Source organism: Arthrobacter sp. CP30 (assembly GCF_053470025.1).
Genome location: NZ_JBQEMM010000016.1, coordinates 37,821 through 52,874, shown reverse-complemented (window position 1 = coordinate 52,874; position 15,054 = coordinate 37,821). Strand labels below are relative to the sequence as shown.

Sequence of the window (15,054 nt, the reverse complement as noted above, 5' to 3'; positions counted from 1 at the left end):
ACAACCTCAATGGGCGTGACGCTCGTGATTGTGATGCCGCAGCGCGCTCTGCCGGCGGCCGACGACCTCACTTCAGCGTTCGATCAGATCAGTTCGAACGCAGCGAGTAGAGGCACTCGTCAACATATGTTGACATAAGATAAATTATCGGCAATTTCTGACGGTGCCGGTGAGCGCTCTTTGTCCACATGTCAGACATTCAAGGGTTTCCGCCATGCGATCAGCCGTTGCTAATTTCGGTCGTCGACGCGCCGGATCTGGCTGGCGGAGCCGACATGTCCGGATACGGGGCCGACCTCCGAAAGCTTGTTGTGTTCCAGGCGAGCGATGTTGCTGCGAGCACTCCGCCGATCATTACCAGACCGAAGGATCCGAGGCCGATCATCAGGATGATCATGATGTGTAGTGCAGCGGCGAGAATAAATGCGAGGCGTTGCCATGATCGGGAGCAGAGGATCAGCACTGCGATTGCTAGCTCCGTAATCATCGTGCCCCAGGTGGCGGCGACCGCGAGCAGGGGAATCGCGGTTACCTCACGCATCAGGCTGGCAAGCGGCCCCGTCACACCGAAGTACTCCATGCGCGTTACGTAGTAGACCGCCGAGCCGTCCTGCCACGCTTCTACGGACATTTTAGAGATGCTGCTGTTGAGGTAGATGTATGCCATTTGGACGCGGAGAAGCCAATGTGCAGCCCAACTCAACCCATAAAGGCGTCCTCCAAAGCTGTCTGGTTCACGGGACCGCGACCATGCCCAGTACCTGGTGTCCGACAGGGAGATCAGCGCGATGCAAACGGTGATTGCAACCGCAGCCTGATCCCCTCCTTCCGGTAGGTCGATGGCCAGTACGATCGACAGAGCGACGTATAGGTGCACCCAGCTCGTGATGCGGGGGGCGAATCCCAGCACGATGAGGACTAACGCGCCAACGAACAGCCACCTCACCAAGTCCGGTGGAGCCCAACAGAAAGCCGACAGTGACCAAGAGGTAGCGCACCTGGCCAGTGCTGGCTGTTCTCCAACTGGTACGAACATGTTCGAAGTAGGAGTCGTGAGAAGTAGCGATAGCTGAGCAAGAGCCACCAACACTCGCCCTATATCAAAAGCTCTATTGGCTATGTCTGTACTTGTCCCCAAAGATTTGCTGACTGCAGACGTTACGGCACCGATGCGGTCGGCTAGCATGTGACTTCCAAGTGGGATACCCTCTCATCGATTCTCCATCCCGTGTATTCCGCCCGATACGTCCAAGGAACTGGCGCGGTCTCAACGAGGAGAACCTCGCCGCAGATAGTTGGGTCGGGAGAGGAATTAGCGACGGGCGTTACGGGAAGGCTTTCAAAAGCTTCTACTAGACAATCATCTGTTGCCACCAGGTCGGCGCATTCCAGCCATTCCGCATCGGAGAAACTTAGAAGAGCCATTTCCGGACCCTGGGAGCGATGGTCACGAGCGAATCCGAATAGATTCTCCGGGCGTGAGTTGGGGAACTCCGAAGCATTAGCGAGGGTTTGGTCGGCCGACTGGACTACGTAAGCAGTCAGTTCAGGAGAGTCCGGAGGCTTCGTAAAGAATGACCAACTCTGAGGCATAAGCGTTCCGAAAAAAGTACGAACCGGTCCCCCATCCCTAACGGACAGGACATTACTTGGCATCGTGAAGAAGAGCGACAACCCAAAGAGGATTCCCATCACCACTAGTGACACTAGGCCTAGTGCGGTTTGCTTCGAGCCCACGACGGACGAATATCTATCTGCCCCTTTATCGTTCTCTACTAATTTCGTTTCAATATCAGTCACTGAGGCCGGAAGCAATCGTGCTGACCATCGTGTCCTTCTCGATGGTGCTCGGGGCAGATCCCTGCATCTCGGGCAAGTACACGAGATAGATGACCGTCACAGCAACACCGGCGTGGAAACCTGCAACCGCACCGTAGACAACAGCCGCGGCTCCGGCGGCTACGACTGCGGCCGCAGCCAACCACGTGGCTGTCCAGGCCCAGTTGCTCCCGTTCGTGCTGTACACGTCCTTCGACTTCGCTGGCTTCGCGTTGTACACCTTCTGTGCATACGCATTCAGGCTTGTCGCGAACTCTTGGAGTGCCCGATCGACGTGCACGGGTGAGCCACTTTGCAGGTTAGCTGAGATTCGCGCCACGACCTGAGGATGCGCTGCATGGTAATCAGCGATTAGGGCGTTGGCAGCACTTCGATCCGCACCCTCCTCGGCCTGCTTAAAGCCTAGAGAGTCAGCAAGACCCGGGTTGTCCTCGGACACCCGTCCATCGCCGAAGACGAGGAACTGCAGTACTTCATCATCAGAATATTTCGCTACAGGCAGTTCTGTTTCCGCTGCTGTCGCCCGCGATTCGCCGCCCACGACCTGAGTTGCGCTTGCCTGCTGAGTGGCGCCGGTAGCGACGCCGCCGCCACTGATAACCAACGACGTTGTCAGTGCAGCTCCGACAAGCAACTCACGACGAGTCTCCATGTTTCCCCCATGTTCGATACTGACTAATTAATTGTGCTGATTGTAATTAATTGTGCTGATTTTTAGCAGCTTTAGAGGCTGCGATTCCTGAAGTGATGAGCATCGCAATGACCAGGGCGAAGCCCGGCAAGATGATGGTTGCATTGACGACTTGGCTGGGTTCGAAGCCGGTGATGAGTAAGGCGGTTAAGCCGGCGATGGTAGCAACAACTGCTGCAATTGACCCTGCCAACACCCAAGGGGCGCCTGCTTTCTGTCCCCGGCTCCAAGCCTCGTCAGATGACATCGTCGCTTTCGTGCGAATACCGATTGCCCCATTGCGTGAGATTCGATCCTTCCGCAACATCGACGAGAATCCGGCGAAAAGAATTCCGATTAAAATGAAGAAGACCATCGCTACGATGAGCGGAGTAGTAGCCTCGTCCATGCGTCCCCCTGCGTGGTGTTGAGTGATTCCAACGGTCTCATACGTACTCCGGAGATTGCAAGCAAGTAGTCGAAGGTTGAAACTTGCACAATCAGGGACGCACTGTTCATGCAATTGCATGTATTACTTTCCGGCGTGTCAGCAATATGCAGTACTCACCTCGTTGTATGAGTTCGTTTGTCAACGAGACGCTGACCCAGTCCGAGGTATGGGTCCAGAGTTGGCTTGCATCACCCGTATCTGAGAACGCCCAGCCTTTTGTCCTGTCGAACACGCCCTCTGGGTACCTGTCATCCACCAGGGCATCACCCAGTACATCGCGCGTGTCGCCTCCCTGCTAGTCGAAGAGCACGACCGATTCAGGAGGCTGGACAACACCAGGTCGGCCCGGCCCGCTTCGCATGGATACTGATGTCGATCCCGCCCAGGGGGAAAAAGTGGGTAGAGCTACTTGCACGGACTTACAGTCACCGAGCGAACCGGTGCACCTGAGCAACTCGACACGATCGAGATACCTGCCCGAACGTGGGCGGTGATTACTCGCGTCCAAAGTCACGAGACCTGGAGAGCCCCACCTGAGCTGGTTTGCCTCTTTGCCTCTGGGAAAGTTGCGTCTTCACTGCGGCTGAGGGTGGTGTGCCGTTGCTGAGGTCGGTGGCGAGGGCAGCGGCGACGGCTTCCCGTCCGATGGGTGTATCACCGGCCCGTTCCATGAGAGTGTCAGCAAGCTTCGCGCGGCGGTCGCCGGAGTCCCACAATTCCTGCGCATTGGCGGGTGCGTTCTGGGCGTCGACGTCGTTCTGCAAATCGCCGCTGACGACGGCCGCGGCCTGCTGTTCTGCTTCGGTGTGATCGCGCTGTGCTGCTCGATCAACTTGCTCGCCGGCCTGCTCGCCCCCCGGTGAGCCGCTCGCCTGAAGGTACTCCTCGGGTGTCAGCTTGTACTTGGTGCGGATCTCGTCGTGGATGTGTTCGCGGGACAGCCGCGCCATGTCATCGAACGGCTCCCACTGCTGCGCCAGGGCGTACTGCGCGGCGATGTCTTCGGGCTTCGCCCCTTCCCAGAACTGGGGTTGGTGAACCGCGCCGAGCTGGGTACGCATGACTGCCCGTTCGGCCTCGAAACGTTCCTCGAGCTGCTGACGTCTGGCACCCTCGGCCCTGAGCATTTCCTCGTTTCGCTCGGCCCTCTGGCGGGCGAGTATCTCGCTCAATCGTCCCGCCAAAGCCATGGCCGACTGCAGTTGCGGACGGAACATCCCGTCGGCACCGTCTGGTGAGTTGTCGTGCATGATCTATCTCCCCATTTCTCGATCGTGCTTGCCGGCCTTCAGTGCGTTTTTGTGTGCGTCGTGCGGTCATGCGTGAACGCTGGGCTTCGGTCAGTTCTGGGACCGCCTTCTGCGGTACACCGAGACCCGGCTCCGGTGCCACCTGTGGCGCTGCCAGACGCGGCTGGACAATCTCCGGCAGCGGCTCTGCCACAAGGCTCAGGTGCTTGCTTACGGTCTCGTTCAGCAGCTGCACCTCGCGCAGCTCCTTATTGCTCTGCTGCATGTTGTGAAGGGCTCTTATGGTGCGCAGCATCTGGTGCATGATCATCGCCTGGGCGACCGGTGACGGTGCGGTCGATGCGGCGAGCAGGAACGCGGCGGTGCCTGCCATCCGCAGCGGTGGGTTCACCGGTTCGCTGATGGTTACACCGGACCGGTGTGCGGATCGCGCCAGGACGCGCGAGGCGTGCGCGAGCGGTCCCGGCTCGAGCTCGGTGGCCTTCGACCAGGCTCCGAACACTCCGGATGCTTCACGCGCGACGTGCGCCCACGTTTGATGATCCCCGGGGGCAACGGACGACATTGTCTGACGGGCTTTGGCCAGGTCCAGTGCAAGCTTGCGCGCAGCGACTTCATCGACGGCCTGACCACCGATCATCGATACTCGGGCACCTCGTGTCATGTCCGGTGCGTCCCGGTGCACAATCCTCTGCTGACGCTTCGCTGCCCACCATTCCTCGGCTGCTTCCTGCGCTGTCTCCGGGGTATCAGCCCACGCAGTGCGCAATGCTGGCAGGGTCAGATCCTTCGCGAGCTTCCCGCCGCCGAACCATACCGGGTCCATGCCGGCCGGTGGCCGTTCAGCCACCGAGTAACCGGTGACAACGGAACGGCCGCCGTCAGCGAAACGAGCGCTGACGAGTAGTTCCTGGCGGCGTAGCCGGCGCACGAACTCAGCCTCGGAGACGGAAGCGACGGCACTGGGGCGAACAGTCCGCTCGAGGCGATGGCGAGCTGGTTCCTTCGCTCCTCCAACCTGGCGGCCTGCCAGCTGCTCGGCGGGCTTCAGTCCGCGTTCGGAGTGCTGCCCCAGCTCCATGAGGCCGAACTGCTTCTCGAGGTTCCGGGCCGCGCTCTGCGCCTTCGGGAAGTCCGACCAGTCGCTCCACTTCGTGCCGTCCTCGCGCACGCGGGAGGCAACGATGTGAATGTGGTCGTTGCCGGCGGTGCTCCTGCCGTGGTGTACGGCGACCCACTGGCATGCTGCCTTCCCGCTTGCCTCGGTGAACCCCATGTCGTCCATGAACTTCTCCGCCATGTCCGCCCACTCGCGGTCACTGACAGGCCGTTCATCGGCGCGCAGTGACAGGGAGCAGTGCCAGACGTGCTGGTCCATCTCGACGTCATTGATCCGCTTGTTGAGGTCAATTTCCTGTGCCGCGAGAACCGCCGACTGATCGTTGAGCTGTGCGTCCCCAAACCACGCCATGATCGTCGGGCTACCGGCCACAAGGTGCGGATCGGTGTGCTCGTTGCTCTTCCCTGGACCGACCAGGTACTTCATCAGCCCTACGGTGCGAGAGCCCTTCGTGATGTTCGGAATCACGGCTTCAGCTCGTACATCTTCGCTTCGATCTGACGCATCAGCTGGCGCGTCTCCTGCATCGCTGCAGCGGCGTAGTCCTTGACCTCGCCGGTTGCGTTCGCAAGGGACGATCGCGGTCCCTGAGCCCGGAGCGGGCTATCGAACTGTGTGAGAAGGCCGCCGCCGGCGTACCCAAGGCGGTACTGGCCCGCGAGTACGGCATCAGCCGCGAAACCGTGTACGCCTACCTCCGCGCCGGATCCGGTCAGAAGCCCGAGGCTGATCCTGACGGGGAGAACACGTTGCGTGCCCTCATTGAGAGCATGCCCGCCGATACCAGGGAACTTCCTACAGTCACCCCCTACGATAGCTTGCTCTCGGCACCGGCTACGACCCAGAACCCTCCAACTAGATAAGCCTGGCATCTTCCCCTAAATCACACTGCGGGCTGGTGCAGGCGAGTACGAGAACTCGATTCTCACACTCGCCTGCACGGAAGCCGGAATCCCGCGGCTTGCAGTGCAGAGGACTTCGAGAAACGACAGGTGCAAAAAAACTGGCTCTTAAACGGTCGGGGCTGGTCTATAGGGGTGAAGTAGTTGGCGCGCCTCCTGCCCACATGTGCACAGCACAAGCCCCCACGCTTCGCTGCTTGTCCCGCACACACCTGGACAGCAGGAACCAGCCGCCCGCCTGCACATATCCACCATCCTCACCGACACGGTTCGCTTACTTCGAGTGAACGGTGGATGTGCACAGCCTCCTACCAGCACGGTCCTGCATTGGACGAACTAACCCTGCTGGGAGTCAACAGAACCAGCGAGGGCAATGGGCACTTGGGAACGAGGACAGCTGTAGAACTGGTGTTGGTCATCCACCTGGGGGCGGGTGGAGCCCGAAGGGTGAAGCTCAAAGCCGTCCACCTGTGGGTGAGCTGCTACACCTCCTCCTACGCGAAGCCGTACCGCTGACGAAGGAGCGAGTAACCGCCCCTTCGCGATATGCGAACTTCCCGTCCTGCACAACTAGAAAACAGACACCCTGTGCCCCGCTGCCGCTTCTACGCTGGAACCAGACCAGAAAATCGAGGTACTAACAGGCAGGGATTGATGGTGGAGGGCGAGCCTCGCTTCGAGGGTCACAGCAAGAGCATTCTGCAGACACTCCAGAATCAAGGCATCGATCCGTGGGACGTGTGGGTGCGGTACATCGGTCTAACCGGTCGGCTCGACGAGATCGACGTGGAAGCCTTCTTGTATGGGCTGATGCCATTACCGAACCTGGAGCGCATGCTGCTCATGGAAGGCGTGTGCGAACTCCTCGCTGACCTTCAGTAGCGGTCTTCTCTGTCGCTGACTCACCCACAGAGGGCCCGCCCGAGACGCGCCCAAGCTCTTCCGTGTCCCGTGAGGTTCTGTGTTGCAGGACATTTCAGTGCCTATGGCAGTGCGAGGGCGATGGCGGTGATGGTACGGCGCGCGGCGGTTCGGTCGAGTTCTCTGGGCTCGAGCGGGCGGTGGATGAGGCGTCCTTCCACGAATGCGTCTATTGCTTGGGATGCTTCGGCTGAGAAATGGCGCGATAGGGTGACCCGGCTGAGGTCGAGCCACGCTGCCATTAGTTGGCGGGCCCGATCGTTGTGGTTCGAAAATACGTACAGCTCGTAGATCGCTACCAACTCGCCTTCCGATGCGAATGAGTCTCCGCACAGGAGCTCGGTCACGGCATCACAGGCGGCGGATTGATCGTCTGCCGCATCTAGCGCTGCTGCATACCGTGCCGACATTGTGGTCATCAGGGCCTCGAACGCCGAACAGACCACGTCTTCCAGGTCCGTGAAGTAGTAGGTCACCGATCCGAGGGGAACGGCTGCGGCCTCGGCGATTTTGCGGTGGGTGGTGCGGTGGACGCCGTGCGCGGTGATCACGCCGAGTGCGGCCTCCACGATCCGCTCTCGCCGGCCCGTGTCCTTCGGCACACGTTCGCTTCCCATTCGCACTCCTCAGTCGAGAAACCATGATCGCCGACTGTTGTACGTTTGTACACGTGGATCGGGAAGACGTGGTTGAGGACGCATTGCGACGTCGGTGGGCCCTGTGCGCCCTTTTCTTCGTGCCAAGGGTGAGTATCTCGTCGTGGGTGACGAGGACGCCCGACATCCGGGATCTTCTCGGAGCCTCGACGGCGGAGATCGGGCTGGTCCTGTTGGGGCTGGCGGTGGGTTCCATGGTCGGGATCCTGAGCTCAGGTCCTCTTGTCACCCGTTTCAGCACGCGCCCGGTCATGGTGGCTGGTACCGCTTTGATCTTGCTGAGCATGCCCACCATTGGCTTCGGCGCATCACTGGGCCAGAGCGGTGTCGTGACCGCGGGCCTGCTCCTGTTCGGTCTCGGCATGGGAGGCGTCGAAGTCGCCCTCAACGTCGAAGGCGCCGATGTCGAACAAGCGTTGGACAGGCCTGTTCTTCCTGCGTTGCATGGTTCGTTCAGCCTCGGCACGTTCGTTGGCGCCGTCGCCGGGATCGTCTTCACTGCCACCGCTTACCCTGTCCTGAACCATCTCCTCTTCGTTAGCGGCATCGACCTTTTGATCCTTGTCGTCGCCATCCGCCAGATCTCCCTCGGCGTTGGTAGGACAGACCGCGTGGTCGGGGCCTCAGGCGTGGCGCCCGATGGTGGACTGGGTGCGCTGTTGCGCGATGGGCGCCTTCTGATCATCGGTGCGGTGGTGCTGGCCATGGCTTTGGCCGAAGGGACCGCGAACGATTGGCTGCCCCTGGTCATGGTCGACGGACACGGCTTCGACGCTGCCCTTGGGTCGGCGATCTACGCGGTGTTCGCCGCGTCCATGACCGTCGGACGATTCAGCGGCGGCTGGTTCATCGCACGCTACGGCCGCGCCGCGGTGCTCTGCGTGAGCGCTATCGCGGGCGCCGCGGGGCTCGCAGTGGTGATCTTCGTCGACAACCAGGTCGCCGCCGGCGCCGCCGCCGTCCTGTGGGGACTCGGCGCTTCGCTCGGATTCCCGGTTGCGCTCAGCGCAGCCGGCGCCTCTGGTCCGCACAGCGCCGCGCGTGTCTCCTTCGTTGCAACACTCGGATACGTCGCGTTCCTCGTCGGACCTCCCGTCCTCGGGTTCCTCGGCGAGCACTACGGTCTGCGCAACGCGCTCATCGTGCCCCTTGCACTGGTCGTGACCGCAGCATTTTTCGCACCCCACATCGCTTCGCGTCGCAAACAACTCCAGGACTCGAGCACTCGATGAGGAGGCGCCGCATGAACCACGCGTGGGCACGGCATCACGTTAGCCTGATCACATGACGGTAAATATCCCCAGCATTCAGACCCCGTTCCGGCCGTTCCCAGAGGACCGCTGGTCGGTGGATACGGGCTCAGGCAGTATCAGTGTGTCCAGCATTCCGGGTACCGACATCTTCACCGACCCGGGCGGCGACGACGGCGGCCAGGTCACGTCGTCGACGCTGCACAACGCTGCAACCCTGCTGACCGATGCCCCAGCCGGTGACTTCCAGCTCAGCGCGCGCGTCCGCGTCCGCTTCTCAGGCACGTTCGATGCCGGCGTGCTGTTCCTGCGCCACGACCGCGAGACGTGGGCGAAGCTTTGCTTCGAGTTTTCGCCCCGTGGGGAGGGCATGATCGTCAGTGTCGTCAACAATCGTGTGTCCGACGACGCCAACGCCTTCACCGTTGACGGCGACCACGTGCACCTGCGTGTATCCCGGAAGGGGAAGGTCTTTGCCTTCCACGCGTCCGTGGACGGCGAACGGTGGCTGCTGATCCGTGCGTTCTCGCTCCCCAACGGCCACAAACCCTTGGAGATCGGATTCGAGGCCCAGTCGCCCCAGAGTGAGGGCTGCGACGTCGTCTTCGACGAACCACGCCTCGTCGAGCACACGATCTCCGACTTCCGCGACGAGTCCTAAACCACCGTTATTCCCTCTAGGTGTAGCCCGAAGGAGATCGAACTCCTCGACGACAACACCTATCGGACGACCACGGATGGAACCGACACCACCGGCCGCCACCACTAGTACACGGCCGGCCGGTGAGCTGATCGCCAAGTCGGCAATCAACGAATATAGCTAGCAAGAGGAAGGGGCGCTACATCAGCAGCGCCCCTTCCTCTTGCTGTACCGCGTGTAGGTGCACGAATCGGTATCGAACTCAGGACGGCTCGTCACAGGTCTTGGTCTATGCCAGGCCGATACTGCAGTGGAGGAAGTGTGCCTGCAGCAACGGGAGTCTTACCGAACGACGATGACGTTGCCCTTGGTGTGATGCAGGACGGCGTGGACTGTCGATCCGAGTCGGGCGCCGAGCGTGTTGCGGCCTTTTGCTCCAAGCACGACGCAGGACGCGGTGCGGGCCCGTTCGATGATTGCTCCCGGCGTCGAGGTGGCCGTCGTCGCTTCCTCGGCAACAACGAGGTTCGTGTCGGTCGGCAGCAGGTTCAAGGCTTGCTGGATGATGGGGTCGCGTTCAGCGTCGGCGGCGACGTCCGCCACGTGCCGGCGGTGGGGCAGTACGTGAAGGAGGTGAAGGGACTGATCCGAGGTCTCCGCTAACGCCGCAGCCTGAAGCACTGCGCGGTCACTTTCCGGTGATCCATCTACGGCAACCAGAACACTGTCCTGGGCGGGCTGGTCCTCGCGCACGACCACGATCGGACAGGATGCACTAGCTGCCAGGTGGAGGCTGACGGACCCCACGAGCAATCCCACGAAACCACCCAGGCCGCGAGTACCCGTGACGAGCAACGATGCCTCCGCTGAAAGTTTGGACAGTACCTCAGACGGAATTCCAGCGAGAAGGCGTTGCATGACCTCGAGGTCGGGCGCTGTCTGTGCGGCGAGCTCAACGCCTTCAGCAAGGGTCTTCTCCGCTTCGTGCTGCAGACCGCTGTCCTTGATGCCCTCTACCGGGCCGAGATTCTGGGTGAAGAGCGACCATGCCGAGCAGTGGGCGACGAGCAGAGGAAACCCGATCGCTGAGGCATGCCGGGCCGCCCAACGTACCGCCCGCTGGGATCCGTCGGACCCGTCGTAACCGACGATGACCGGCTTGGATGTGCTGTTGCTGGTGTTCATGGTGATACTCCTATGTCGGGTTGCTGCAGTGCCTTGAGTGAGCTTTCACGTGCCGCGTCCGATAACAGCCAGGTACCCCAGTGTGCGCCCTGTCCCTTCGATGCCCTAGGGCGCAGGTAGCGCGGCAAGTGGTACGACGAGTAGCGCGGTAGGAGGCGCAGCGGAAGGATGATGGCCCTTTGAACGCGCAAAAGACGCACCTAAAGCACGCAGCGAGACGGGGCAAGAATGGGCCTTCTGGTCATCAGCCGTCAACGGGTGCTCCCTCAAATCAGGAGTGCTTACCGGCGGGGTCGCCTCCATCGCTGTCGCCGGCCTGGCTCGTGACTGTCGTCAGCAGAAACACAGAATCCTCTAGTGCCTCCACGCCGTGGCGCACATGAGTCAGAGCGACGATCTCCCCGGCGCCTACCTCAGACTGGTCCTGCCCGGTGACACGCACCCGTCCCTGAAGAAGGTACATGCTCGCAGCAGGTGGTGAGTTGTGCTCGGCCAGAACCTGGCCCGCCTTGAGCCCAAGAATCGTCTGACGAAGCGGCCCGTCGTGAATGAGGATCGCAGCCGACCGGCCCTTCTCGGTGGTCATAGCTTCCTGTAAGACCTTCGCCGCAGCCCTCTCAACATTGGGCATAATGCCTCCTACACGTCGTTGTGTTCTCTCGATGCCCCTGGCAAGCGCAACATTACGGGCACGCCCATCAAGAAAAGGCACTCCGCCACCTGCCCCGTCCCGGCGTCTCAAAAACCTAAAGCTTCATGAGACATTCGTACCGAATCAGGCACGGTGCCACCGCTCCCTGATACTGCGCGCTTTTCCTTGTCTCATAAACCTGCCTCGCCGTGTCTTGCCTCAGTAATGGCTGCCTTCGGGGTTTATGAGTCAAACCGGCTGAATGAGGCGACTCCAGGCACACCAGGGCTGGCACGTCGAGCTTGGACGCCCAGCGGTGACTCAACGCCTTCGTGCCGGAACTCGATGGGGTAAGGCTGTGCCGCAACGACATCTTTTCCGGGCTAGCCTTCCGGCAGGCCCGATCAGATGTCACAAATCCGTGCAGCAGGCTCTACAGCCTCAGCATGCAGGAACGGGTCCTAGGATCACCGAATGGACGCCTTTGACGTGACGGTCGAGAATGAAGTGTTCCGGGTCCGCGAGCGACGCCAACCAGGCGGCGGCCTGTCCTACGATTTCCTGTGGGTCAACGGGCCAGCCGGCGGGACCTACGGCTTCACCATCGGACGGTCCACTACCGGCACAGCAGGAGATACTTCGGACGACGCGGCCCGCATGACGCGGGAAGAGTTGGTGGCGCAGGTACAGGGCTTCGTTGAGCACGTGTATGAACCTGGAGGACTGGGTGAGACCTGGCCGGATCATGTCCCTGCCCGCAACCGCTTCTGACCATGAGTCCGTCTCTGATCAGGAGTAGATGTTTCTGTGCTGCTACGGCAGTCTTGCGGCTTCTTCGTCGGTGAGTTCGATCGTGTCGCCGTTGTCGCCGAGCCAGTAATGCGCTCGTTCACCGGCATCTGGCCGTGGCCGCATGATGAGGGTGTAGGTCGCACCACCGTGGACTTTTGCCGCGGGGAGGCGGTCGGAGTCGCGGGCGGCGTGGCGGTCGATTGAAAAGGCTTTCGTGAGACTGCCTGCTGCTGCGCCGAGGAAGATATAACCGGCGATGATCAGCCCTCGATAGACCGGGTCTCCCACCACGTCAGCGAGAACCGTTCGTCCAGCGAAGATCAAGACTGCGACCACGACACACAGTGCGGCGACGATGAACCACGAGGAACGCCCTGTCGTCACGGAGATACCCCTACTACTTGACGTGTTGATGATCCTGGCCACAGCGGGGAGTCGCCCCCATGCTGCATACGAGCCCCAGAAGGGTGCCTTGGTGCATGGGTTCGTCCGCCATGCCACGCGTGCGGAGAAGGGCCCACTTCGTGAACGAAGAAGACCCTTCTCATGCTCTCGTCCGACTAGGGATGTCAACAAGAACACCCAACAGCGTAAGTGAAAGCACCGCGTGCGTGGTGTACGACGCGCGTCCTGTCATCGACGTCTTGAACGCTCACCTCCGAGGCGCGCCGTCTCCTCAAGGATGCCTTTGACTCATGCTCGTTCCGTAGGTCTCCGAGTTGGTGTGGGCTCGCATGTGAGGATGACGTATGGATTCCGTTGAGGTTCGCGCAGAACGTCTGTCCTTCACCCGGTACGTGATGAAGGACAGGGCCCCTATCTCAGTCCTGTTCCCTTCCGGATCCTCAGTGAGCACGTGTGGCATCTACATCCTCGAGTTTGCCACCGGGGAGAGATATGTAGGTCAGACGAAGAATCTGGTGTCGAGGTATGTCGAGCATGCACGTCATCACGGCGACATCGTCGCCCTCCAGTTCGCCGTGTGCCCTCAGGCTCATCTCGACCAGTACGAGCGTGCGATCATCCACCGTGAACAAAGCGCTCATAGTCTCCGTAACCTCATGCTCACCAATAGGCCCGGTGGTAACGGGGACTTGGAAGTAACGGTCGCGGAAGCGCTCAGTGTGAATCTCCCCTGGCTCAGAGCGGATCGAGTCACCACCCGATCCGAACCCGATGCATCGAAAAATGGACGATTTTGGTCCTTGAGCAGACACCCGCACTACCCGCAGATACGAGAACATCTCGCTCGGTACGTCCACGAGACAATTCCTGACCCCACCAGAACTGCAGGGCTTCTCTGGTCGCTGACTGCTCTTCCTTCAACTTCGAAGGCCACGGGACGCCGGCGACTCCTGACCTTAAACTGCGGATCGGTCGAGACCCTCTTCCTCACCGAGTACTCCAATCCTCAGGGTGACCAGGACGTGGTGTGGAGCATCAACCTCGGACCTGACGCTCCAGCGAAAACCCTTCGCGTCCTTCACCAGCGGTGGCCGCGCCACTTTACGCACGAAAGCAGCCAGCACTACAGAAGTGTTGGTCCGTTGACGTCGGTTGATTGTCGAGGTCAGTCAGCCGTAGGAGGGGTCCTCGCACAAGCGGATCTGCTGGATGCCGCGTACCAACTGAACCTCACGCTGATGCGGCGAGCTAGAACCATCTATACCAAACATCACAATGAAGCTTTCTCCGCTGATGTCATCCGGGAAGCTGCAGAATTAGCACGAGGCGAGTGAGCCTTGCTACCTGCTCCTCCACCAAGCCCCGGGAGGGTGCACCTAGGCCGGGGCCTTCGTAGTTCTAAGATGCTGACCTACGCGCGCATTATCTGGTGACACCAGGTGAACGCTGTCCTTGGGCCGCCTGCCAGTGGAAGCGACCTCATCGTTCAGGGCGGTTTTCGATTCCAGCTGACTCAGATTTAGATCCACCGCGGGAGCCACGCTTCCCGTCTAAGCACTTCCGATCGTCAAATACCTATACACCGTCGCCCGGCTGGCCCCGATGATCTTCCCAATATCCGCCGGTGCTACCCCTTGAGATTTCAGATCATAGGCCCGTTTGACCTTCGCATGGTCCGCGGTGACTTCCCGTCGACCAGCTTTCCTCCCATGCTCCGCAGCTGCAGCCATACCTGCCCGTGTCCGCTCAGCCAGTTGATCACGCTCTAGCTGCGCAAAAGCAGACATCACCGTCAGCATCGCCCTACCCATCGAACCGGTCGTACTGATGCCCTCAGTAACACTCCGGAAGCGCACTCCCCTGTGCTCCAAATCATCGATGAGGGCCAGCAGGTTCCGGGTGTTGCGTCCCAACCGGTCCAACTTCCACACCACCACCTCATCTCCCTCCCTCAAGTGGTCCAGCAGCTTATCCAGCTCCGGCCGGCTCGCCCTCGTCCCACTCACCCCGTGATCGGTAAAAACCCGCCCACACCCAGCCGCTTTCAAAGCCGCATGCTGCAGATCCGCGTTCTGCTCCAACGTGCTGACCCTCGCATACCCAATACTTCCCACGCTCACGCCTCCCATACTCAACAAACGCCACTTTCCCCGTTGATGAGAATATGCCTAGTGAGACACATTGCTGGGACGCCACGCCACTTCCAACTCCCCCGCGGACACTGAACACCACCGACCGACCGCCGACCCCAGCCGTAAGTCCAGTCAAACGATCCTTCGCAAGAACGGTCGTTTGTGGTGCTCGGGCGTTAAGACCGCGTAGAGATTTTGGGCTTCGCTGTG

The 15,054-nt window shown here is 60.7% G+C and carries 17 protein-coding genes; 5 read left to right on the top strand and 12 right to left on the bottom strand.

The features are described from left to right. Positions 1-220 precede the first annotated feature (220 nt). From ACTIMO_RS16430 to ACTIMO_RS16405, 6 genes are all read right to left on the bottom strand, one after another. The gene (locus ACTIMO_RS16430; RefSeq protein ID WP_448183091.1) at positions 221-1,186 is read right to left on the bottom strand and encodes a sporulation-delaying protein SdpB family protein; all 966 of its coding nucleotides are present in this window, start codon (positions 1,184-1,186) and stop codon (positions 221-223) included. Then, on the bottom strand, positions 1,180-1,656 hold the full coding sequence (locus ACTIMO_RS16425; protein WP_448183094.1) for an SdpA family antimicrobial peptide system protein: 477 nt from the start codon (positions 1,654-1,656) through the stop codon (positions 1,180-1,182). The genes ACTIMO_RS16430 and ACTIMO_RS16425 overlap by 7 nt, the downstream gene beginning before the upstream one ends. Before the next feature lie 136 nt (positions 1,657-1,792). Further along, complete coding sequence (locus tag ACTIMO_RS16420; RefSeq protein ID WP_448183090.1) at positions 1,793-2,491, bottom strand: hypothetical protein; 699 nt, start codon at positions 2,489-2,491, stop codon at positions 1,793-1,795. A gap of 46 nt (positions 2,492-2,537) precedes the next feature. Next, entirely contained in the window at positions 2,538-2,918 is a 381-nt protein-coding gene (locus ACTIMO_RS16415; RefSeq protein ID WP_448183089.1) for an SdpI family protein, read from the bottom strand. Positions 2,919-3,454: 536 nt separating this feature from the next. Further along, on the bottom strand, positions 3,455-4,021 hold the full coding sequence (locus tag ACTIMO_RS16410) for a hypothetical protein (RefSeq protein ID WP_448183088.1): 567 nt from the start codon (positions 4,019-4,021) through the stop codon (positions 3,455-3,457). Then, entirely contained in the window at positions 3,912-5,756 is a 1,845-nt protein-coding gene (locus ACTIMO_RS16405) for a relaxase/mobilization nuclease domain-containing protein (protein ID WP_448183087.1), read from the bottom strand. Before ACTIMO_RS16405 ends, ACTIMO_RS16410 begins: the two co-directional genes overlap by 110 nt. Before the next feature lie 71 nt (positions 5,757-5,827). Here ACTIMO_RS16405 and ACTIMO_RS16400 point away from each other — a divergent pair, with 71 nt between their 5' ends. Together ACTIMO_RS16400 and ACTIMO_RS16395 are read left to right on the top strand one after the other, a co-directional pair. Then, the gene (locus tag ACTIMO_RS16400; protein WP_448183093.1) at positions 5,828-6,193 is read left to right on the top strand and encodes a helix-turn-helix domain-containing protein; all 366 of its coding nucleotides are present in this window, start codon (positions 5,828-5,830) and stop codon (positions 6,191-6,193) included. Positions 6,194-6,886: 693 nt separating this feature from the next. Next, positions 6,887-7,114: a hypothetical protein gene (locus ACTIMO_RS16395; RefSeq protein ID WP_448183086.1), complete on the top strand. Its 228-nt coding sequence runs from the start codon at positions 6,887-6,889 to the stop codon at positions 7,112-7,114. 101 nt (positions 7,115-7,215) lie between these two features. On the opposite strand, the gene ACTIMO_RS16390 is transcribed toward ACTIMO_RS16395, so the two are convergent. Next, positions 7,216-7,770 (bottom strand): TetR/AcrR family transcriptional regulator, encoded by a 555-nt coding sequence (locus ACTIMO_RS16390; protein ID WP_448183085.1) that lies wholly within the window; start codon positions 7,768-7,770, stop codon positions 7,216-7,218. 53 nt (positions 7,771-7,823) lie between these two features. Here ACTIMO_RS16390 and ACTIMO_RS16385 point away from each other — a divergent pair, with 53 nt between their 5' ends. Both ACTIMO_RS16385 and ACTIMO_RS16380 read left to right on the top strand, forming a co-directional pair. After that, entirely contained in the window at positions 7,824-9,041 is a 1,218-nt protein-coding gene (locus ACTIMO_RS16385; protein ID WP_448183084.1) for an MFS transporter, read from the top strand. A 52-nt stretch (positions 9,042-9,093) separates the two neighbouring features. Then, entirely contained in the window at positions 9,094-9,720 is a 627-nt protein-coding gene (locus ACTIMO_RS16380) for a DUF1349 domain-containing protein (RefSeq protein WP_448183083.1), read from the top strand. A gap of 321 nt (positions 9,721-10,041) precedes the next feature. Here ACTIMO_RS16380 and ACTIMO_RS16375 read toward each other — a convergent pair whose 3' ends face one another. Together ACTIMO_RS16375 and ACTIMO_RS16370 are read right to left on the bottom strand one after the other, a co-directional pair. Next, the gene (locus ACTIMO_RS16375; protein ID WP_448183082.1) at positions 10,042-10,884 is read right to left on the bottom strand and encodes a universal stress protein; all 843 of its coding nucleotides are present in this window, start codon (positions 10,882-10,884) and stop codon (positions 10,042-10,044) included. 271 nt (positions 10,885-11,155) lie between these two features. Further along, positions 11,156-11,515, bottom strand: a complete 360-nt coding sequence (locus ACTIMO_RS16370; RefSeq protein ID WP_448183081.1) for a cupin — start codon at positions 11,513-11,515, stop codon at positions 11,156-11,158. A 474-nt stretch (positions 11,516-11,989) separates the two neighbouring features. On the opposite strand from ACTIMO_RS16370, the gene ACTIMO_RS16365 reads away from it, so the two are divergent. Further along, positions 11,990-12,286, top strand: a complete 297-nt coding sequence (locus ACTIMO_RS16365) for a hypothetical protein (protein WP_448183080.1) — start codon at positions 11,990-11,992, stop codon at positions 12,284-12,286. A 42-nt stretch (positions 12,287-12,328) separates the two neighbouring features. On the opposite strand, the gene ACTIMO_RS16360 is transcribed toward ACTIMO_RS16365, so the two are convergent. The 3 genes from ACTIMO_RS16360 to ACTIMO_RS16350 all read right to left on the bottom strand — a co-directional run bounded on the left by ACTIMO_RS16360 (position 12,329) and on the right by ACTIMO_RS16350 (position 14,826). Further along, positions 12,329-12,733: a hypothetical protein gene (locus ACTIMO_RS16360; protein ID WP_448183079.1), complete on the bottom strand. Its 405-nt coding sequence runs from the start codon at positions 12,731-12,733 to the stop codon at positions 12,329-12,331. 419 nt (positions 12,734-13,152) lie between these two features. Next, positions 13,153-13,569: a hypothetical protein gene (locus tag ACTIMO_RS16355; protein WP_448183078.1), complete on the bottom strand. Its 417-nt coding sequence runs from the start codon at positions 13,567-13,569 to the stop codon at positions 13,153-13,155. Between the two features lie 693 nt (positions 13,570-14,262). Continuing rightward, positions 14,263-14,826, bottom strand: a complete 564-nt coding sequence (locus ACTIMO_RS16350) for a recombinase family protein (protein ID WP_448183092.1) — start codon at positions 14,824-14,826, stop codon at positions 14,263-14,265. Positions 14,827-15,054: the final 228 nt, after the last annotated feature.